Below are 19,377 nucleotides of genomic sequence, written 5' to 3' on the forward strand. Positions count from 1 at the left end.
CAGCAATCACGGTTTATAATCCGCGTTCATATCAGTAAAAAGGGCAGCCTGTCGCGCTGCCCTTTTTTGTGTGTGGAACTCAGCTGGTCTTTGCGTTGTTCAGTGCCAGCGAAACCGCCAGCGTCTGTGCCAGGCAGAGTGAAGCGACCTGCGAACGGAAGCCATCGACCTGCGCTTCACGTACCACAAAGCAGACATCGCTGAAGGCGGCCAGCGGACTGACCTGACTGTCGGTAATGGCAATCTGATGCGCACCGCGTTTGGCACCCATTTCAACCACCTCGACCGCTTCACGTGCATAAGGCGAGTAGCTGATCGCAATCACCACATCTTTCGGGTTTACCAGGCTGAGCTGCTCGGTAAACATCCCGCCCAGGCCATCAATCAGGAAAGCGCGGCGCTCAAGATGACGCAGCGCGTAGACCAGGTAGGAGGCGACGCTGAAAGAGCGACGCAGGCCGATAACATAGATATTCTCAGCCTCATTCAGCAGCTTCACCGCTTTGTTCAGCTGCTCAGGATTAACCTGCATCGCCAGCTGCTGCAGCGCCTGGCTGTTAACCATGGTAAAGACGTTGAGGATTTCCGCCGGACTTTCAGGCGCACTGGCGCTGTCGTCCGTGGAGGTCTGACGAAACAGGCGAGCGCGCTCAGTATAGTTGACCGTCTCCTCCATCAGGTGCTGACGAAAAACCTGTTTCATTTCGTTGAAGCCGCTGAAGCCAAAAGCATTCGCAAAGCGGATTAGCGTCGACGGTGGCACATCGGCCTGCTGAGCAATTGAGGCGACGGTATCGAAAGCAATACTGTTACTGTTATCAAGGATGTAGCGCGCAACCTGTTTAAGACGCTTGCTCAGCGTTTCGTAGCGGCGACGAATATCGTCCTGCAAGAGAGAAAGTTGGGTGGGATTATTGTTCATCACTTCTGCCCGTATAATTAGAATAATGGCTGCATAATGAGCGCTATAGTATCAGATGGATGGAAAATTTCATTTCTTTGCGTCAACGACGCGGTTTATTTCATGGCTTTATGAAATGGTTCACAGATTAGCCTCAGCACCCGAGGCGCGCCTCTGCACAGGCAATAATGGGGTGGAAACCCGGATGAAATCACAGCAGGGGAGGAAGGATAATCAGTAAAAATGCCATTCTGATTGGAATGGCGTGAGATTGCTGAGGCATCGGGTCTGGCAGCAACGCATTAGCTAAATGAGCAGGGAACACGGTCAGAGGAGGAAAGCGTCCCGCGTCAGGGACGACGCGGGCCGAGCATGCCATGGATGGCGGCTTTTGCGTCTTTCCGATCTGACCGTGTTCCCTGCGTCCGCACGGTTTCACAGCGGCCCGTAACAGACGTCGTCATTGACCTTCAACGCTATCCTGGTTGAGACAGCCTCTGGCATAGCAGGAAATCAGGCGCGGGCAGCGCGCCAGTACTCAATCAGTCGCAGATAGTTGCCTTTAACCGTCTCAATCAGCGCCTGATCGTCCAGCTCCCCCTGTAACCACTGGCGGGAAGGCTGACCAAAGATAGTGCGGCCTACCGCAAAACCTTTCACCCAGGGCGCTTTGGCCGCCGCGGCGAAGCCCGCTTTAAGCTTCTCTTCGGGCGCATCCAGACCGAGTAACAGAATGCCGCGACAGTGGGGATCCTGCTGCTCAATCAGACCGCTGATCGCCTGCCAGCTTTCCGCCGACAGCGGTGGCAGTTTCCACCAGTCAGGCTGGATGCCCAGACTGTAGAAATGGCTCAACATATCAAAGTAATACGCTTCGTTCTTATCCGGGTTGTTGTCAGGCAGAATCACTTCCAGCAGCAGCTCATGACCGCTTTTGTTACAGCCGTTCCAGACGTCGAGCACCAGCTCATCCTGCTCTTTACGCAGTTCAGCACTGTCATGCGGATGATAGAAGACCAGACATTTCACCACGTGTTCGGCAGGCCAGTCGATCAGCTGTGAGCCGATGTTGCCATGTTCCAGGCACAGCGGACGCGAGCTCGGCAGCTCAATCGGGCGGCCAATCCACCAGTTCTTACCGGTGATGGCGTTCAGCGCCTTCTGACCGTAGGTCGTATCCGCCAGAATCCCGCTTTTATTCTCTAATCCTGCCTCTCTGGCAGCCTGCTGAGCGGCTTCCAGCAGCAGCAGTTTCAGTTCCGGAATGCGGCTCTCGTCCACGCCCGCTTCCTGCGCCATATCCGCCAGCTGTTTGCGGTGGTCAAAGGCGAAGACATTCAGCTCCGGCCACTGCTGCTTGCGGGTAGTCACGCGGTGCAGATGGTTCAGACGGCTGTCGAGATCAGGACGCTTCACCTCTTTGTCGCGACTCAGGAAATCATCCAGCTCCGCTTTGGTTGGCATGGCGGGTGCGCAACCGTGGCGTGATACCACCAGCGCTCCGCAGGCGTTGGCGTAACGGCACGCCTGAGTCCAGCCCTCATCATTCAGCCAGCCGCGCAGCAGGCCAGACATAAAGGCATCGCCCGCGCCCAGCACGTTGAGAACCTCGACGCGTACGCCCGTGTGCAGCTCAGTCTGTTCCCAGCTATCCGGGATCTCGCCTTCAAACACCACGCAACCCAGCGGTCCACGTTTGCAGACCAGCGTCGCCTGACTCGCCTGACGCACGTTTTTCAGCGCGGTCAGGGTGTCGGTGCTGCCACCGGCAATATGAAACTCCTCTTCGGTGCCGACGATCAAATCGAAATAGTGCACCACTTCCTGTAACTGCTGCGTGACCTGTGACGACTCAATGAAACGTGTTTCACCGTCGCCCAGAGAGGTCAGTCCCCACAACACCGGACGATAATCGATATCCAGCGCCGTGCGCAGGCCGTTGCGGCGGGCGATATCCAGCGCTTTTAGCACCGCTTCGCGGGTCTGAGGATGGGATAAGTGGGTGCCAGTAACCGCCACGGCGCGCGCAGAGGTAATAAAGGCTTCATCGATATCGTCCGGAACCAGGCCCATATCGGCGCAATTATCGCGGTAGAAAATCAGCGGAAAAGTCTCTTCATCTTTGATGCCGAGGATCACCAGTCCGGTCAGACGCTGCGGATCGGTGATTAGCGCATCGGTGTTACAGCCTACGCGCTGCAACTCTTCACGCAGAAAGCGACCATTATGCTCATCTCCCACCCGCGCCAGCATCGCCGATTTCAGCCCCTGAATCGCGGTGCCATAGGCGACGTTGCCTGACGAGCCGCCCAGATATTTAGCAAAGGAGGTGACATCTTCCAGTCGCGCCCCGATTTGCTGGCCATAAAAATCAACGGCGATGCGCCCGATACAAATCACATCAAGCGGTTTCTGTTGTGTACTCATACCTGTTGTTTCCTTCTGTGATTAGCAGCGCTGGCGGGCGTAAAGACCGACACCAGTTACGCTCTGCTTCCGGGTCTGTAGGTGTCTGACTGGCTATGAGGGGAGTATGAGGAATAAAAATTCCATATTCAATACGAAATGAAATATCCATCGCAATTTTGTGAACCAGGTAAAACTCCTGATTGCCGCCCGCCTGCGCGAACTCTGCCAGCGTGATGTGCGGTATGTCAGGGTTGTGAAGGGGATCGCAGGAATCCGCACGCCAGTCAGGCAAGCTGCTGCATTGAAATGAATTTTTTCATCAGGCACCACTCTCTGTTAAACGTTCCAGATTTCCCCACTGCAATCGCCCGCCAGACCTGTTGCCGTCATTAAATTTGATCTCACTCGCAAAATGAAATGTTTCTTCTGTAATCGTGTTTTATGAAAAATATATTTGTTTATAATCGCCTCACGTTTCAGTTATTCAGGTCGCCTTTTCCGCCGATGACAACGCCTGGCGTGCTGTCGCGGAAGTCGGGGTCCACCAGCATGTAAGGAAGAATATGGGCACTATCAGACTGACCACGGCACAGGCGCTGGTTAAATTTCTTGATAATCAATTCATTGATGTCGATGGCGTTGAGACGAAGTTCGTAAAAGGCATCTTCGCCATTTTCGGACATGGCAACGTGCTGGGGCTGGGCCAGGCGCTGGAACAGGATAGCGGCGATCTGGTGGTCTACCAGGGCCGTAATGAGCAGGGCATGGCTCATGCTGCCACCGGCTTTGCGCGCCAGTCGCTGCGCCGCCAGATTATCGCCTGCAGTTCGTCTGTGGGGCCTGGTGCGGCCAATATGATCACCGCCGCGGCGACCGCGACCGCCAACCGCATTCCTCTGCTGCTGCTGCCAGGCGACGTCTTCGCCACCCGCCAGCCCGATCCGGTACTGCAACAGATTGAGCAGAGCTACGATCTCAGCATCAGCACCAACGATGCCTTCCGCGCCGTCAGCAAATACTGGGATCGCGTCAGCCGCCCGGAACAGCTGATGTCCGCCTGTATCAACGCCATGCGCGTACTGACCGATCCGGCAGAAACCGGCGCGGTCACGCTGTCGCTGCCGCAGGATGTGCAGGGCGAAGCCTGGGATTACCCTGACTACTTCTTCCAGAAACGGGTGCACCGTCTGGATCGCCGCCTGCCCGTGGCGGCGCAGCTGGCAGATGCCCTGACGCTGATTAACCGTAAGCGCAAGCCGATGATTATCTGCGGCGGCGGAGTGAAATACTCCGAAGCGGGCGAGGCGCTGCGCCAGTTTGCCGAGCGCTATCAGATTCCCTTTGCGGAGACGCAGGCGGGCAAAGGCACGCTGGTCTCTGACCATCCGCTGAATGTCGGCGGCGTGGGCGAAACCGGCTGTCTGGCGGCTAACCTGCTGGCGAAAGAGGCCGATTTAGTGATCGGCATCGGCACCCGCTACACCGACTTCACTACCGCGTCGAAATGGATTTTCCAGCATCCCGATGTCAGCTTCCTGAACATCAACGTCAGTAACTTTGACAGCTACAAGCTCGATGGCGTGCAGCTGCTGGCCGATGCCCGCGAAGGGCTGACCGCGCTCACCGCCGGTCTGGCCTCGCAGCACTACAGCAACGACTGGGGCAACCAGATTGAGCAGGCACAGAGCCAGCTGCTGGAAGAGACGCAGCGTGTCTACCAGGTGGAATATCACGATGGCGACTTTGTGCCGGAGATTGCGGATCATCTCGACCGTAAAGCGGTGTTCGCTGAGTTTAACCGCCTGACCCAGTCGCTGCTGACGCAAAGCAGCGTGCTCGGCACCTTAAATGAGCAACTGCCAAAAGACGCAGTGGTAGTGGCAGCGGCGGGCAGTCTGCCGGGCGACCTGCAGCGCGTCTGGCGCACCAAAGATTACAACGCCTACCACGTTGAATATGGCTACTCCTGCATGGGTTATGAAGTGAATGCCGCGCTGGGTGTGAAGCTGGCGCAGCCGCAGCGCGAGGTCTATGCGCTGGTCGGTGATGGCTCCTTTATGATGCTGCACTCAGAGCTGGTCACCTCGATTCAGGAAGGGGCGAAGATCAACGTAGTGCTGCTGGATAACATGACCAACGGCTGCATCAATAACCTGCAGATGGAACACGGCATGGACAGCTTTACCACCGAGTTCCGGTTCCGTAATGCGGAAGGTGGCAAGCTGGACGGCGGCTTTATTCCGGTCGATTTCGCCGCTATCGCCGCCGGTTATGGCTGTAAAACCTATCGTGTGACCACGCTGGAGCAGCTCAAAGCGGCGCTGGAAGATGCCCGTACCCAGACGGTTTCCACCCTTATCGACATCAAAGTGCTGCCAAAAACCATGATCCACAAATATTTCAGCTGGTGGCACGTCGGCGTGGCGCAGGCCTCGAAGACCGAACGTTCTCAGGCGGTGGCGGACAAGCTCAACAGCCATCTGGATCAGGCACGAAAATATTAATTTCAGGGCCGTGCCGCGGCCCGTTTTGCTCTTCTCCGTACGAACCCTACACAGGTGTAATTATGACTTTGAAACTTGGCGTCATCGGTACAGGTGCAATTGGTCAGGAACATATTCGTCGCTGCAGCCACGTGCTGCAGGGTGCACAGGTGGTTGCCGTCTCTGACATTAATGTCGAAGGCGCGCGTGCCGCACTGCAACGCCTGAATATTGAGGCGGAGGTATTCGAAAATGGACACGACGTGATTCAGTCTCCGAATGTTGATGCGGTGCTGGTCACCTCATGGGATCCGACCCATGAAGAGTTCACCTTAGCGGCGATTGCCGCCGGTAAACCGGTGTTCTGTGAAAAGCCGCTGGCGATGAGCGCCGAGGGCTGCCGCCGGGTCGTGGATGCAGAGATTCAGGCGGGTAAACGCCTGGTGCAGGTCGGCTTTATGCGTCCTTACGATGCGGGCTACCGTGCACTGAAAAAAGTAATCACCGATGGCGATATCGGTGAGCCGCTGATGCTGCACTGCGCGCACCGCAACCCGACCGTGCCGGAGAACTACACCACGCCGATGGCGATCACCAACACCCTGATCCACGAGCTGGATGTGCTGCGCTGGCTGACAAACGATGACTATAAAACGGTGCAGGTAGTCTTCCCGCGCGTCACCTCGAAGTCACACAGTCAGCTGAAAGATCCGCAGATCGTGCTATTCGAAACCCAGAAAGGGGTTCGCATTGACGTCGAGATCTTCGTTAACTGCGCTTACGGCTATGACATCCAGTGTGAAGTGGTGGGTGAAGAGGGGATTGCGCGCTTGCCAGAGCCCTCTTCGGTGCAACTGCGCAAAGAGGCCCGCCTCTCGAACACCATTCTGGTGGACTGGAAAGATCGCTTTATCGAGGCGTATGACGTTGAGTTGCAGGCGTTTATCAACGACATCAAAGCGGGCCAGTTGACCGGTCCTTCTGCCTGGGATGGCTTTGCCGCCTCAGTCGCCGCCGATGCCTGCATTAAAGCGCAGAACAGTGGTGCGATTGAGCCGGTAGAGATGCCGCCGCGTCCTGCTTTCTATAACTGATTTAGCTGTCTATGCGGCATGGCCGCTCTCCGCCTGGGAATAAGATAATGAACAAAGAGAATGTAAAACTGGCGATCGCCCCGATCGGCTGGACCAACGATGACATGCCGGATCTCGGCAGTGAAAACACTTTTCAGCAGACCGTCAGTGAGATGGCGCTGGCTGGCTTTACCGGCAGTGAAGTGGGCAGCAAATATCCCCGCGATCCGGCGATCCTGAAACCGATGCTCGACATTCGCGGCATCGAGATCTGCAACGCCTGGTTCAGCACCTTTTTCGCCAACGGCGACAAACAGAAAACCATCGAACAGTTCATCGAGCATATGAACTTCCTGCATGCGATGGGCGCGCGGGTGATTGGCTGTTCTGAACAGAGTAAAAGTATTCAGGGCACCGGGCTTGCGGTGTTTGAAGAGAAAGCCATTTTCAGCGATGAAGAGTGGCAGTTAACCGCGGAAGGCTACAACGAACTGGCCCGCATCGCGGCGGAAAAGGGGATGCGCGTGACGCTGCATCACCATATGGGCACCGGCATTCAGACCACTGAAGAGATTGACCGGTTTATGGAGATGACCGACGAGCAGGTCGGTTTGCTCTATGACACCGGCCACGTCTACTACTCCGAAGGCTCCCAGCAGAAGATGCTGGCGGTACTGGAGAAATATCTGCCGCGCATCTTCCACGTTCATCTTAAGGATGTGCGTGATGAGGTGGTCGCCGAGGTGCGTGAGAACCATCTCTCGTTCCTGGAAGGAGTGAAAAAGGGCACCTTTACCGTACCGGGTGATGGCGTGATCGACTTCAGACCGGTGTTCAAAATCCTGGATGATTACGGCTATAAAGGCTGGATGGTGGTTGAAGCGGAGCAGGATCCGGCACTGGCCAATCCGTTTGAATATGCGGTGAAAGCGCGGAAATATATTCGCGAGAATGCAGGTTTATAAAAAGCCCTTCTGACCGAAGGCTGGCTTCCCCGCCGTGCAGGGAAGCCAGCCTTTTGTTTTACTTCAGCGTAATGCTTTTCACGATGTTGTCAGCATCGCTCTGCGCCTGCTGCTGATTATCACCTGGCAGCGTAATCTGCAGCGTCACCAGTTTGCCATCTACTTTCGCCAGAACCACTGAAGACCATGAGGTCTGGTTGTTGGCAGAAATCACCGTATCCAGCTGCTGCGCGGGCTGATCTTTGAGCGTCACAGATTTGTTCGACACCACCTGCAACTGCGGATCGCGGTTACGCTGCTGCTGTTCCATACGCTGCGACAGCACATCCAGACCATCATTGGTCGGGTCACCGGCAATCACAATAATGGCGCGGGCACCGGTTTCATCCGCATAAACGTGCATGTTAGTGGTCTGCGAACCCAGTTTACCGCTTTTATCGGACATGCCTGGTGGCAGCGAGAAGCTCAGTTTGCCATCCATCAGCGTGACGGTTTGCGCCGACTGACTGGCGCTGACGCCGTTGTCATTCGCCGCTTCATCTTTCTTCTGGTCACAGGCCGCTAAGCCGAGTACCAGTAAACCCATTCCTACATATTTCACCAGGTTGCGCATCAGAATCCCTTTTTAAGTTTCCAGTCAGGCATTAATACAACAGGAATCAGGTTGCAAACGCAACCTGATGATTGTCAGAAGATCTTAGCGGATAGTAGTGGAAACCGTATGGGCGCTTAGCCGAAATTGACCTGGCGGGCGGTCTGGCGTTCAGCCAGACGTTTCAGCGCCGCGTTGAGCAGCACGCCGTAGGCGGGCAGGAAGAAGACCATGCAGATCAGCACTTTGAAGCTGTAATCCACCAGGGCAATCTCAACCCAGTGCTGCGCCATAAACGCATCGGGGCTTTTATAGAAGGCGATAAAGAAGAAGGCCAGCGTATCGCTGATATTCCCCAGGAACATGGCGCAGCCCGGCGCAATCCACCACTGTGGCAGGCGACGCAGACGGTTGAACACGTGAACGTCGAGGATCTGACCCAGCGCGTAAGCCATAAAGCTGGCGCAGGCGATACGGGCAACAAACAGATTCATCACTTCCAGTGCCTGCCAGCCCTGCCATTCACCCTGATAGAACAGCGCCGAGACACTGTAAGAGATAAACAGTGCCGGGATCATCACGGCCAGAATAATGCGTCGGGCCAGCGGTGCGCCAAAAATACGCACGGTGAGATCGGTCGCCAGGAAGATAAACGGGAAGCTGAATGCACCCCAGGTGGTGTGGAAGCCAAACACTGAAATAGGCAACTGCACCAGATAGTTACTTGAAGTGATCACCAGCAGGTGAAACAGCGATAACCAGAAAAGCGCATGCATGCGCTGACGCGAAGAAAATGCGAGCATATTCAACCTTTTTAATGTTGGGGTGAGGGAACCCATTGCGGGACGCCGTTCGGGCAGCGCCTGGCAGTTTTATGAGCAAAAAGCGGCGGCATCTTACCGCGTTGTGCTTTTTATGCAATGGTTAATTTTAGCGCAATCGTTATCGCCTTGCTTCACCGCCAGCACGCGCTAGAATGAGCGCCCCTTACCTGAACCGAGTTGATTATGAGCGATGCTTTTTCCTCTGCCGACCATCAGCTGGATGCCCGTGGCCTGCGTTGCCCGGAGCCGGTGATGATGGTGCGCAAAACCGTACGCAGCCTGCAGGATGGTGAGACGTTGCTGATCATCGCCGATGATCCGGCCACCACGCGTGATATTCCCGGCTTCTGCCGCTTTATGGAACATGGCTTGCTGGCGCAGCAAACCGACACGCTGCCCTATCAGTTTCTGATCCGCAAAGGCATGGCGGGTTAACGACAGCCGTACAGGCCGCCGTTAACCTCACTCTTCAGATCAGAAGCCGCCTGCTCAGGCGCGGCGACGCAGTAACCGCAGCGCGTTGGCGGTGACCAGCGCGGTCGCACCCGAATCCGCCAGCACCGCCAGCCAGAGTCCGGTCAGACCCAGCAGGGTTGTGACCAGGAAAATCGCCTTCAGCCCCAGCGCAATACCGATATTCTGGCGGATGATACGCCGTGTCCGGCGTGCCAGCGCAATCATCGGAGCCAGATTGCTGAGCTGATTACGCGTCAGGGCAGCATCGGCCGCTTCCAGTGCCACATCGGTGCCGCTGCCCATCGCAATGCCCAGCGTTGCCGCTTTCATTGCTGGCGCGTCGTTAATGCCATCCCCGACCATCGCCAGCGGCTGTTGCTGACTCAGTTCGCGGATCGCCGCGACTTTATCGGCGGGCAGCAGACTGGCGCGATAATCAATATCCAGCTGGCGGGCAATGGTCGCCGCAGCGCGCGGATTGTCGCCGGTCAGCATCAGGCTCTCAATACCCAGCTTTTTCAGCGCCTTTAACGCCTCAACGGCGTCGTCGCGCAGCTGATCGCGCAGAGCCAGCGCACCCAGCGCTTCGCCATCGCGCATCAGCACCACCAGCGTTTCACCTTCAGCTTCCTGTTGCGCTATCTGCGCATTTTGCTGCGGCGTCAGATCGGGTGCATGGCCGGGCGTCAGCAGCTGAATCTGCTGGCCAGCGACTTTCGCGCTGATGCCGCGTCCCGCCTGCACCTGCTGATCCTGCGCGTCAGGAATCACCAGATCACGCGCCTGCGCGGCCGCCACGATAGCGCTGGCCAGCGGATGGGTGGCACCCTGTTCCGCAGCGGCGCTCAGCGCCAGCATCTCTGACTCGCTGGCCGTGCCAAAGCGCAGGATCTGCGTCAGCTGCGGCTTGCCCAGCGTCAGAGTACCGGTTTTATCAAACGCCATTCTGCGCACCGAACTCAGCCGCTCCAGCGCCGCACCGCCTTTGATCAGTGCGCCCTGTCGCGCCGCCGCAGCCAGCCCGGAGGTAATGGCGGCAGGCGTGGAGATCACCAGTGCACAGGGGCAGCCAATCAACAACAGTGTCAGCCCTTTGTAGATCCACGGCTGCCAGTCGCCTGCGCCGAGCAGTGGCGGCACCACCATCACCAGCAGCGACAGCAGCATGACCAGCGGCGTGTAAATACGGCTGAACTGGTCGATAAAGCGTTCGACCGGCGCACGATGCGTTTCCGCTTCTTCAATCAGCTGCAGGATACGGTCGATCGCGCTTTCACCCGGCTTCGACACCACTTCCAGCATCACCAGGCGATCAACGCTGGTAGCACCGGCGAGGATTTTTTCGCCGCTGGCCCGCGTTACCGGCAGTGATTCACCGGTTAGCGCGCTCTCATCGAAACTGGCAAGCGGGCTGATTAAGCTGCCATCGACCGGCAAGCGGCTGCCCGCCGCGACTTCAATCACATCGCCGGGTTGCAGCGCTGCGAGCGGTACCTCAGTACGTTTGCCCTGTTCAAGACGGATCGCCGATTCAGGCCGCAACGCCATCAGGCTGGTAACGCCGCTGCGCGCCCTGGAAGCGGCATAGCTTTCCAGCTGTTCGCCCAGCTGAAACAACACCAGCACCATCGCGGCTTCAGCGTGTGCGCCAATAATCAGTGCGCCAGCTGACGCCAGCGTCATTAATGTCTCAATAGTAAAAGGCGATCCGCTGCGCAGACGCTGCCAGGCACCGCGCGCCACCGGGACCAGGCCGACCAGCGTGGTCAGCACAAACAGCCGATCGCCCCAGGCGGGCGCGAACTGGCTGAGAATGCTACTGGCAAGCACCAGCAGCGCCAGCAAAATCAGCATTCGGTTATGCTGCCAGCCCGGCGTAGCGGGGGATGTGGCCGACGTGGCTGATGGGGTTGCGAGCTGGAAGCCGGCTTTTTTCACCGCCTGTTCAACGGCGTTTTGTACATCGTGTTCAGCGTTGACCACCAGTTTCTCGCTGCTGAACAAGACACGGGCGTCGGTCACGCCACTTACCTGACGGACAGCGGTTTCAATGGTGCGGGCACACGACGGGCAATCCATCCCGCTGACCTGCCAGCTAAAGGGATAACTGTCGGCGCCTCGCCGGTCGCTTTCCTCAGCGGTGTCGGCGTCGTTGCCAGGGCTGCAGTGACTGTCACAGCAACAGCCTGCCGTCTCGGCAGGTACAGGCGTCGCGGCGTGAATAGAAAGGGAGAGGGGGCGGGCCTGGCGAACCTGGCACAGCGGTTTTGCTGCGGCGTGACTGGCACGGGGTTTGCCGCAGCCACAGGCGTGATGTTGATGCATATGACCTCCAGAGTGTAAGGATAGTGGGATGAGCAACGCAGCCCATCCCTTATCCTACACTCTGGAGTGAACTCCAGAGTCAAGGCTATTTTTTCAGACGACCCACAACGAACGCACGATCATAAAGTGACCGGCGAAGTAGCAGGCGGCGACAATCGCGCTGTCGGCGGTAAAGCGGCGACGATAGTGTGAGATAAACCAGACGGCGTTGGCCAGCAGCAGCAGACCGGCACCCACCATGATCGAGAAGCTGTAATCGGTCGGGCGGAAGAAGTACTGCTCGGTCGCTATCCAGGTCATCACCAGCGTCATGCCGATAAAGGTGCAGACAGGCCAGCGCAGATCTTCCAGTCGGCTCCAGATGATGCCAATCAGGGCGGCACCGATGATGAGCAGCGTCAGCGGAATTGGCCAGAAGAAGGTCATGGTCATGCTGGCGGCGAAGCAGAGGGTATAAAGCAGGTGCGACAGGAAGAAAGCCCCGATGGCATAGAGCATCTGCTGACGCGGCAGCAGCGTTAACGCATCACCGACCAGCGTCGCGACCAGACCGGCCAGAATCAGGTAGTCCGTAGTCTGCAGCACCGGTGCCTGCCAGGCCAGCCCGACAAGCAGCAGCAGCGTGACCGGCTTAAATAACCAGCGTTGCCATTGCGGGCCGCGATAGGTGGCGTCGACATAGAGCCAGCCGGAGAAAAGTACAGCGAGGAAAGACCAGAGCATTGTTTCTCCCTTTTTTGTTCAAAATGGTGAAAGATCCCAAAATACCCCTTTCAGTTTAGGTTAAGCCTCTGAGATGTGACAATCAGGCAACTCTGGTTGTATGCTTTGCCGCCTGATTAATCATCCTGCAGGCACAAGAACGCTATGAGCAAACCGCCGCTAATCTTTATCATCGTTCTGGCGATTATCGCCGTGCTGGCGACCCGTCAGTTCATTAAGCAACGCCGGGAAGTGGCGGTGAATGACGCTTCACCCGAGCGTTCTCTGCAGGCTGAGGTCAAAACCAAACGTGAATTTCCTGCACCCAATCGCCGTTCACGGCAGCGGGAAGTGATCGCCGGGGAAGAGATGCGCTACGAGGTGCTGTTTCACCCGCTGAACGGTGCCAGCGACATCAAAGTGCAGCTTAAAGAGGCGGAATATCATCAGCTGGACAAGGGCGCCAGAGGCGAGCTGAAGATGCAGGGCACGCGCTTTATCAGCTTCACACCCCGGCAGTAACCGGCGGGCATTGCACCCGCCCGGGATTATTTCTTGCGTGGGAAGTTTTTCTTCTGCCAGGCGACCAGTTCGAACACCCCGAACAGAAACACTTTGGCCTGGGTGACGCGGTCAATCGGCGGCGCATCTTTGGTCTGCGTGGTGCGCAGTAACACCAGCTGCAGGCCATGCATCAGGATCATGAAAATCAGCGCAACGTTGATAAAATAAGTCAGCGGTTTCGGGTAGGGATGGACCAGGTTAGCCAGCAGAAATCCCCACACGCATAGCATCAACAGACGCCCCAAATTAAGTAACATCCTGCGTCTCCTGTTGACGTTGATACAAACGATAAGCCACTTGTCCGGCTATTTTTTCGCGATAAAGATCCCACTCTGGCGGCACCGGCGGTGCGCCATTTTCCACTTCACTTTCGACGTAAATCAGCGCCTGATCGGCCAGCCAGTGATTCTGCTCCAGCAGCTGTAACGTCTGTTCCAGCAATCCCTGACGAAACGGCGGATCGATAAACACCACATCGAACGGTTCACCTGGCTGTGCCAGCCAGTTTAACGCATTGGTCTGAATCACGGTGCCATTACTGGCGCGCAACGTCTGCAGATTTTTTGTCAGCTGCTGCGCCACCGGCCGTTCCAGCTCGAGCAGCGTCGCCGATCCCGCGTAACGCGACAGGGCTTCCAGTCCTAATGCGCCGCTACCGGCAAAGCAGTCGAGGCAGCGCGCCTCTGGCAGCACCGGGGCCAGCCAGTTAAACAGCGTCTCACGTACCCGATCGGTGGTCGGGCGCAGTCCGGCGCTGTCCGGCACCGGCAGTTTGCGTCCGCGCCACTGGCCGCCAATGATGCGAATCTGCCCGGCACCGCCTGTACTGCGGGGGTTTTTATTCATCTTGCTCACAACTCGTCATAATTTGTTGCGTAGTTTAACGGGCGAATCGGTGAGAAGAAACGTTAAAAAAGGGTGCTGTGGTGAGCTGGCTGGAAAGTGTTAGACTACTGAGTTGCTGAAGTCATGCATTATTCTGCGGTTTACGCCGGTCTGGCGCTGACCAACTTTCATTGATTTACCCCTGGAAACCACGCGCGACCGGGACAAAGCCATCGAGGAGTGTCGTCACACAATGGCAAAAGAGAAAAAACGTGGCTTTTTTTCCTGGCTGGGATTTGGCAAAGAGGAAGAGAAACAACCTGTAGCGGAGGAGCAGACACAAGAGGTCGCAGAACCCGCAGAGCAGCAGGCAGAACAGGACGCCCCGGCATTAAGCCAGGCTGAAGCGCAAGCGGAAGAGACTGTCGTTATCACCGAAACGGTGGCCGGGCAGCAGCGTGAGGCGGAAGTCACCGCGGCAGCGCCGCATGAGTCAGCACCCATGGTGCTGGATGAAGCTGCGCCGATTGAGGCCGGTCCTGAAGCGCTACTGGAAATCGCCGCACCTGAACATGACGCGACGCCGGTTATTGACGCCGACGACGTGGTAAAGCCAGCCGTTGATGCGGAACCCGCGGATGCGCCGTTAAGCGAAGAAGAGCTGACCGCGCTGGCACTGGGCGATGCAGCGATCGTTGAAACCCCGGACAGCGAAGCGGACGCGCCGTTAAGCGAAGAAGAGCTGACCGCGCTGGCGCTGGATGACGCCGGGATCGTTGAAACCCCGCACAGCGAAGCCGAAGCGCCGTTAAGCGATGAAGCGCTGACGCCGGACGAGGCTGCGATCGTTGAAACATCGGACAGCGAAACGGAAGCACCGCTCACCGAAGAAGAGCTGACCGCACTGGCACTGGGCGAAGCCGAAGTCACCGACGCGGAACCGGCAGAGACATTATCCGATACCGTCAGCGATCTCCCGCTGGCCGCCGCGCCACTCATCATGCAGGAGCAGGAGCGTCCCAGCAAAGAGGGCTTCTTTGCCCGCCTGAAGCGCAGCCTGGTGAAAACCCGTCAGAACCTCGGTTCCGGTTTTATCAGCCTGTTCCGTGGCAAAAAGATTGATGATGAGCTGTTTGACGAGCTGGAAGAGCAGCTGCTGATTGCGGATGTGGGTGTGGATACCACTCGCCGCATCATCACGCATCTGACCCAGCAGGCAAACCGCAAGCAACTGCGTGACGCGGAAGCACTCTTCGGCCTGCTGAAAGCGGAGATGGCCTCGATTCTGGCGAAAGTGGATGCGCCACTGGACGTCTCAGGCAAAACGCCGTTTGTGATCCTGATGGTTGGCGTCAATGGTGTAGGTAAAACCACCACCATCGGTAAACTGGCGCGCCAGTATCAGGCTGAAGGCAAATCTGTGATGTTAGCGGCTGGTGATACCTTCCGCGCTGCGGCTGTTGAGCAGCTGCAGGTGTGGGGCCAACGCAATAACATTCCGGTGATTGCTCAGCACACCGGTGCAGATTCCGCTTCGGTGATCTTCGATGCTATTCAGGCGGCTAAATCGCGTGGCGTTGACGTGCTGATTGCCGATACCGCGGGTCGTCTGCAGAACAAATCGCACCTGATGGAAGAGCTGAAAAAAATCACCCGCGTGATGAAGAAACTGGATGATTCAGCGCCACACGAAGTGATGCTGACGCTGGATGCCAGCACCGGACAGAATGCGGTCAGCCAGGCCCGACTGTTTAATGAAGCCGTTGGCGTGACCGGGATTGCGCTCACCAAGCTGGATGGCACCGCCAAAGGCGGCGTGATCTTCTCGGTGGCCGATCAGTTCGGTATTCCGATTCGCTACATCGGCGTCGGTGAAGGCATTGAAGATTTACGGCCGTTTAAGGCAGAAGATTTTATTGAGGCACTGTTTGCCCGAGAGGACTAATTAGGATGATTCGCTTTGAAGAGGTCAGTAAGGCATATCTCGGCGGACGTCAGGCGCTGCAGGGGGTAGATTTCCGTCTGCGTCCCGGCGAAATGGCGTTTCTGACCGGCCACTCCGGTGCCGGTAAAAGTACCTTGCTGAAGCTGATTTGTGGCATTGAGCGCCCGAGTGCCGGAAAAATCTGGTTCAGCGGCCATGACATTTCCCGCCTGCGTAACAGCGAGGTGCCTTTCCTGCGTCGTCAGATCGGCATGATTTTCCAGGATCACCACCTGCTGATGGATCGTTCGGTTTATGAAAATGTGGCGATCCCGCTGATTATCTCCGGTGCCAGCGGCGAAGACATTCGTCGTCGCGTTTCGGCGGCACTGGATAAAGTGGGTCTGCTCGACAAAGCGAAAAGTTATCCGATTCAGCTCTCTGGCGGCGAACAGCAGCGTGTGGGCATCGCCCGTGCGGTGGTGAACAAGCCCGCCGTGCTGCTGGCCGATGAACCGACCGGTAACCTTGACGACGCGCTGTCAGAAGATATTCTGCGCCTGTTCGAAGAGTTCAACCGCGTCGGCGTCACCGTCCTGATGGCGACGCATGACAGCGGTCTTATCGCCCGACGCAACTACCGGATGATGACGCTGAATCAGGGACGTCTGCACGGAGGCCACGATGGTCAATAAACGCATTAAACGTCCGGCTGCGCCGAAAGCGAAGCAGCAGTCAAAGAGCAAAGCGCTGAAAGGCGGCTGGCAGGAGCAGTGGCGCTATGCGCTGCGCGGCACGCTTTCTGATATGTGGCGTCAGCCGCTGGCAACCCTGCTGACGGTGATGGTCATCGCCATTTCACTGACGCTGCCCAGCGTCTGCTACATGGTGTGGAAAAACGTCAGCCAGGCGGCAACGCAGTGGTATCCGGCGCCGCAGTTAACCGTTTATCTCTCCAAAACGCTGGATGACACGGCGGCAGAAAACGTGGTGGCGCAGCTCAAGCAGGTCGAAGGCGTGGATAACGTCAACTACCTGACGCGGGAAGAGGCGCTGAACGAGTTCCGCAACTGGTCAGGCTTTGGCGGCGCAATGGATATGCTGGAGCAGAATCCGCTGCCTGCGGTGGCCATCATCACACCTAAGCTCAATTTCCAGAGCTCAGACACCATGCAAAGCCTGCGCGATCGGGTAACTAAAGTGCAGGGCGTGGATGAAGTGCGGATGGATGATAGCTGGTTTGCGCGGCTGGCGGCGCTGACCGGGCTGGTGGGGCAGATCGCCTCAATGATTGGCGTGCTGATGATCGTGGCTGTGTTCCTGGTGATCGGTAACAGCGTCCGGCTCAGCATCTTTGCCCGACGCGACACCATTAACGTGCAGAAGCTGATTGGCGCCACTGACGGCTTTATCCTGCGTCCATTCCTCTATGGCGGGGCGCTGCTGGGCTTCAGCGGGGCGGTGCTGTCGCTGCTGCTGTCGGAAGTGCTGGTGCTGCGTCTGCAGTCCGTTGTTGCCAGTGTAGCGACGGTATTTGGTACCACCTTCTCGCTGGAAGGCTTCTCCTGGGATGAGGCGCTACTGCTGTTACTGATTGCGGCGATCATCGGCTGGGTGGCTGCGTGGCTGGCCACGGTACAACATTTACGTCGATTTACGCCGCAGTAAACGCCTGCAACATTTTTTTGTTATAATGGTCCTCTGCTACCGATGGTGGGTGCAGAGGATATTTCCCCTCTTCCCTTCCTGTCATCTGTGTGTAAAATATTCACCGCTATAATTGAACTTGTGGATAACTTTACCACTCTAAGTAGCACAGATTGCTTTCGGATTTCGCGCGACGTTGACGTAATGTATCGTCTGCGCAGGGAAATGTGCGGCAATTCCACTGAATTTGTGAGGGTTTGAATGACCAAAGAAATGCAAACTTTAGCTATTGCTCCTCTTGGCAACCTGGAGTCTTACGTCCGGGCTGCGAATACCTGGCCGATGCTCTCGGCAGAAGAGGAAAAAGCGTTGGCTGAACGGCTGCATTACCAGGGCGATCTGGATGCGGCAAAGACGCTGATCCTGTCTCACCTACGCTTTGTAGTTCATATCGCTCGTAATTACTCCGGCTACGGTCTGCCACAGGCTGACCTGGTCCAGGAAGGCAATATCGGCCTGATGAAAGCGGTACGTCGCTTCAACCCAGAAGTGGGCGTGCGTCTGGTTTCGTTTGCCGTGCACTGGATTAAAGCGGAGATTCACGAATACGTGCTGCGTAACTGGCGTATCGTGAAAGTCGCGACCACCAAAGCACAGCGTAAGCTGTTCTTTAACCTGCGTAAAACCAAGCAGCGTCTGGGCTGGTTCAATCAGGACGAAGTCGAGATGGTTGCGCGTGAGCTGGGCGTAAGCAGCAAAGATGTGCGTGAAATGGAATCGCGTATGGCCGCGCAGGATATGACCTTTGATATGTCTGCCGACGACGAGAGCAGCGAAGGCCGATCTATGGCACCCGTGCTTTATCTTCAGGATAAAACCTCTGACTTTGCTGACGGCATTGAAGAGGATAACTGGGATGCGCACGCGGCTGACAAGCTGAGCTATGCGATGGAAGGTCTGGATGAGCGTAGTCAGCACATCATTCGCGCCCGCTGGCTGGACGAAGACAATAAAACCACGCTGCAGGAGCTGGCCGATCAGTACGGCGTGTCAGCCGAACGTGTCCGGCAGCTGGAGAAGAACGCCATGAAGAAACTGCGTATGGCGATCGAAGCGTAACGCACTTCGACATCTCAAGGGGCGACTTTATGTCGCCCTTTTTGTTTTTCTGCGCCTGACTATTCTACCGCCATTATCCAGCCATCACTCTGCGCTCTGAAGCCACACGCCTGCATAAAGGCTGCCCGCACCTGCTGATCGTCACTGCCATCATCGGCAATCCACCAGTCCGCTATCGACCCATTCTGCCTGATCGTCTCCTCCAGTAAATATTGTCCCACCCCGCGTCGGCGCGTGACATCGCGCACCGACAGCCGGTGAATTTTGCCGTGGATCCCGGCGATTTCCAGCTGCAAACCCGCCAGTAGCCGGTCGTTAAAACGGGCAGCATAGAGACGATGGCGTTCATCCAGCTGCTGCTCCAGTTGTTCAATCTCCAGATCCGGCCAGACTTTGCCAAGATCGATGCGGTCCTGCGCGGTCAGCGTGGTTAAACGCTGGATAGTGAGCTTCATAACAAAAACCTCTGTAACAGGGGAAAGTGCAGCGAAAATGTACAACCAGAGTGCTACCACATTTTCATCAATAAAACAGGTCAAAAGATGGTCGGGATGCCAGGATGATAGTT

At 56.9% G+C, this 19,377-nt stretch carries 18 protein-coding genes; 9 read left to right on the forward strand and 9 right to left on the reverse strand.

The window, feature by feature from the left end:
• Nucleotides 1-79: 79 nt before the first annotated feature.
• Both NR201_RS20500 and iolC read right to left on the reverse strand, forming a co-directional pair.
• Nucleotides 80-922 (reverse strand): MurR/RpiR family transcriptional regulator, encoded by an 843-nt coding sequence (locus NR201_RS20500; RefSeq protein WP_010253340.1) that lies wholly within the window; start codon nt 920-922, stop codon nt 80-82.
• A gap of 492 nt (nt 923-1,414) precedes the next feature.
• Nucleotides 1,415-3,328, reverse strand: coding sequence for a 5-dehydro-2-deoxygluconokinase (gene iolC / locus NR201_RS20505; protein WP_256850116.1), 1,914 nt, complete (start codon nt 3,326-3,328; stop codon nt 1,415-1,417).
• A 545-nt stretch (nt 3,329-3,873) separates the two neighbouring features.
• Here iolC and iolD point away from each other — a divergent pair.
• The 3 genes from iolD to iolE all read left to right on the forward strand — a co-directional run bounded on the left by iolD (nt 3,874) and on the right by iolE (nt 7,831).
• The gene (gene iolD, locus NR201_RS20510; protein WP_256850117.1) at nt 3,874-5,814 is read left to right on the forward strand and encodes a 3D-(3,5/4)-trihydroxycyclohexane-1,2-dione acylhydrolase (decyclizing); all 1,941 of its coding nucleotides are present in this window, start codon (nt 3,874-3,876) and stop codon (nt 5,812-5,814) included.
• Between the two features lie 62 nt (nt 5,815-5,876).
• Entirely contained in the window at nt 5,877-6,887 is a 1,011-nt protein-coding gene (locus NR201_RS20515) for a Gfo/Idh/MocA family protein (RefSeq protein ID WP_033780961.1), read from the forward strand.
• 47 nt (nt 6,888-6,934) lie between these two features.
• Nucleotides 6,935-7,831 carry a myo-inosose-2 dehydratase gene (gene iolE / locus NR201_RS20520; protein ID WP_010253335.1) on the forward strand — a complete coding sequence of 299 codons (897 nt, stop codon included), beginning with the start codon at nt 6,935-6,937 and terminating at the stop codon, nt 7,829-7,831.
• A gap of 58 nt (nt 7,832-7,889) precedes the next feature.
• Here iolE and NR201_RS20525 read toward each other — a convergent pair whose 3' ends face one another.
• Together NR201_RS20525 and NR201_RS20530 are read right to left on the reverse strand one after the other, a co-directional pair.
• Nucleotides 7,890-8,444, reverse strand: a complete 555-nt coding sequence (locus NR201_RS20525; protein ID WP_010253333.1) for a DcrB family lipoprotein — start codon at nt 8,442-8,444, stop codon at nt 7,890-7,892.
• A 116-nt stretch (nt 8,445-8,560) separates the two neighbouring features.
• Nucleotides 8,561-9,226 carry a 7-cyano-7-deazaguanine/7-aminomethyl-7-deazaguanine transporter gene (locus NR201_RS20530; protein ID WP_010253331.1) on the reverse strand — a complete coding sequence of 222 codons (666 nt, stop codon included), beginning with the start codon at nt 9,224-9,226 and terminating at the stop codon, nt 8,561-8,563.
• 204 nt (nt 9,227-9,430) lie between these two features.
• Between NR201_RS20530 and tusA the strand changes: the two genes are divergently transcribed.
• The gene (gene tusA, locus NR201_RS20535) at nt 9,431-9,682 is read left to right on the forward strand and encodes a sulfurtransferase TusA (protein WP_010253330.1); all 252 of its coding nucleotides are present in this window, start codon (nt 9,431-9,433) and stop codon (nt 9,680-9,682) included.
• A gap of 54 nt (nt 9,683-9,736) precedes the next feature.
• On the opposite strand, the gene NR201_RS20540 is transcribed toward tusA, so the two are convergent.
• Both NR201_RS20540 and NR201_RS20545 read right to left on the reverse strand, forming a co-directional pair.
• Nucleotides 9,737-12,028, reverse strand: coding sequence for a zinc/cadmium/mercury/lead-transporting ATPase (locus tag NR201_RS20540; RefSeq protein WP_256850118.1), 2,292 nt, complete (start codon nt 12,026-12,028; stop codon nt 9,737-9,739).
• A gap of 93 nt (nt 12,029-12,121) precedes the next feature.
• Complete coding sequence (locus NR201_RS20545) at nt 12,122-12,751, reverse strand: lysoplasmalogenase (RefSeq protein ID WP_010253326.1); 630 nt, start codon at nt 12,749-12,751, stop codon at nt 12,122-12,124.
• A gap of 144 nt (nt 12,752-12,895) precedes the next feature.
• Between NR201_RS20545 and NR201_RS20550 the strand changes: the two genes are divergently transcribed.
• Nucleotides 12,896-13,252 carry a DUF2500 domain-containing protein gene (locus NR201_RS20550; protein ID WP_022624010.1) on the forward strand — a complete coding sequence of 119 codons (357 nt, stop codon included), beginning with the start codon at nt 12,896-12,898 and terminating at the stop codon, nt 13,250-13,252.
• Nucleotides 13,253-13,278: 26 nt separating this feature from the next.
• Here NR201_RS20550 and NR201_RS20555 read toward each other — a convergent pair whose 3' ends face one another.
• Both NR201_RS20555 and rsmD read right to left on the reverse strand, forming a co-directional pair.
• Nucleotides 13,279-13,551, reverse strand: coding sequence for a DUF1145 family protein (locus tag NR201_RS20555; protein WP_003852192.1), 273 nt, complete (start codon nt 13,549-13,551; stop codon nt 13,279-13,281).
• The gene (gene rsmD, locus NR201_RS20560; protein ID WP_010671526.1) at nt 13,541-14,140 is read right to left on the reverse strand and encodes a 16S rRNA (guanine(966)-N(2))-methyltransferase; all 600 of its coding nucleotides are present in this window, start codon (nt 14,138-14,140) and stop codon (nt 13,541-13,543) included. Before rsmD ends, NR201_RS20555 begins: the two co-directional genes overlap by 11 nt.
• 232 nt (nt 14,141-14,372) lie before the next feature.
• Here rsmD and ftsY point away from each other — a divergent pair, with 232 nt between their 5' ends.
• The 4 genes from ftsY (at nt 14,373) to rpoH (ending at nt 18,809) form a co-directional block, all read left to right on the forward strand.
• On the forward strand, nt 14,373-16,064 hold the full coding sequence (gene ftsY, locus NR201_RS20565) for a signal recognition particle-docking protein FtsY (RefSeq protein ID WP_256850119.1): 1,692 nt from the start codon (nt 14,373-14,375) through the stop codon (nt 16,062-16,064).
• Nucleotides 16,065-16,069: 5 nt separating this feature from the next.
• The gene (gene ftsE, locus NR201_RS20570) at nt 16,070-16,738 is read left to right on the forward strand and encodes a cell division ATP-binding protein FtsE (protein ID WP_010253318.1); all 669 of its coding nucleotides are present in this window, start codon (nt 16,070-16,072) and stop codon (nt 16,736-16,738) included.
• Nucleotides 16,728-17,711: a permease-like cell division protein FtsX gene (gene ftsX, locus NR201_RS20575; RefSeq protein ID WP_187512154.1), complete on the forward strand. Its 984-nt coding sequence runs from the start codon at nt 16,728-16,730 to the stop codon at nt 17,709-17,711. The genes ftsE and ftsX overlap by 11 nt, the downstream gene beginning before the upstream one ends.
• A gap of 240 nt (nt 17,712-17,951) precedes the next feature.
• Nucleotides 17,952-18,809, forward strand: coding sequence for an RNA polymerase sigma factor RpoH (gene rpoH, locus NR201_RS20580; protein WP_010253314.1), 858 nt, complete (start codon nt 17,952-17,954; stop codon nt 18,807-18,809).
• Nucleotides 18,810-18,868: 59 nt separating this feature from the next.
• On the opposite strand, the gene panM is transcribed toward rpoH, so the two are convergent.
• On the reverse strand, nt 18,869-19,264 hold the full coding sequence (panM, locus tag NR201_RS20585) for an aspartate 1-decarboxylase autocleavage activator PanM (RefSeq protein WP_033759053.1): 396 nt from the start codon (nt 19,262-19,264) through the stop codon (nt 18,869-18,871).
• Nucleotides 19,265-19,377: the final 113 nt, after the last annotated feature.

Origin of the sequence: Pantoea sp. Fr-CA_6, from assembly GCF_024520895.1 — a bacterium.
In the GTDB taxonomy this organism is placed as follows: Bacteria; Pseudomonadota; Gammaproteobacteria; order Enterobacterales; family Enterobacteriaceae; genus Pantoea; species Pantoea agglomerans.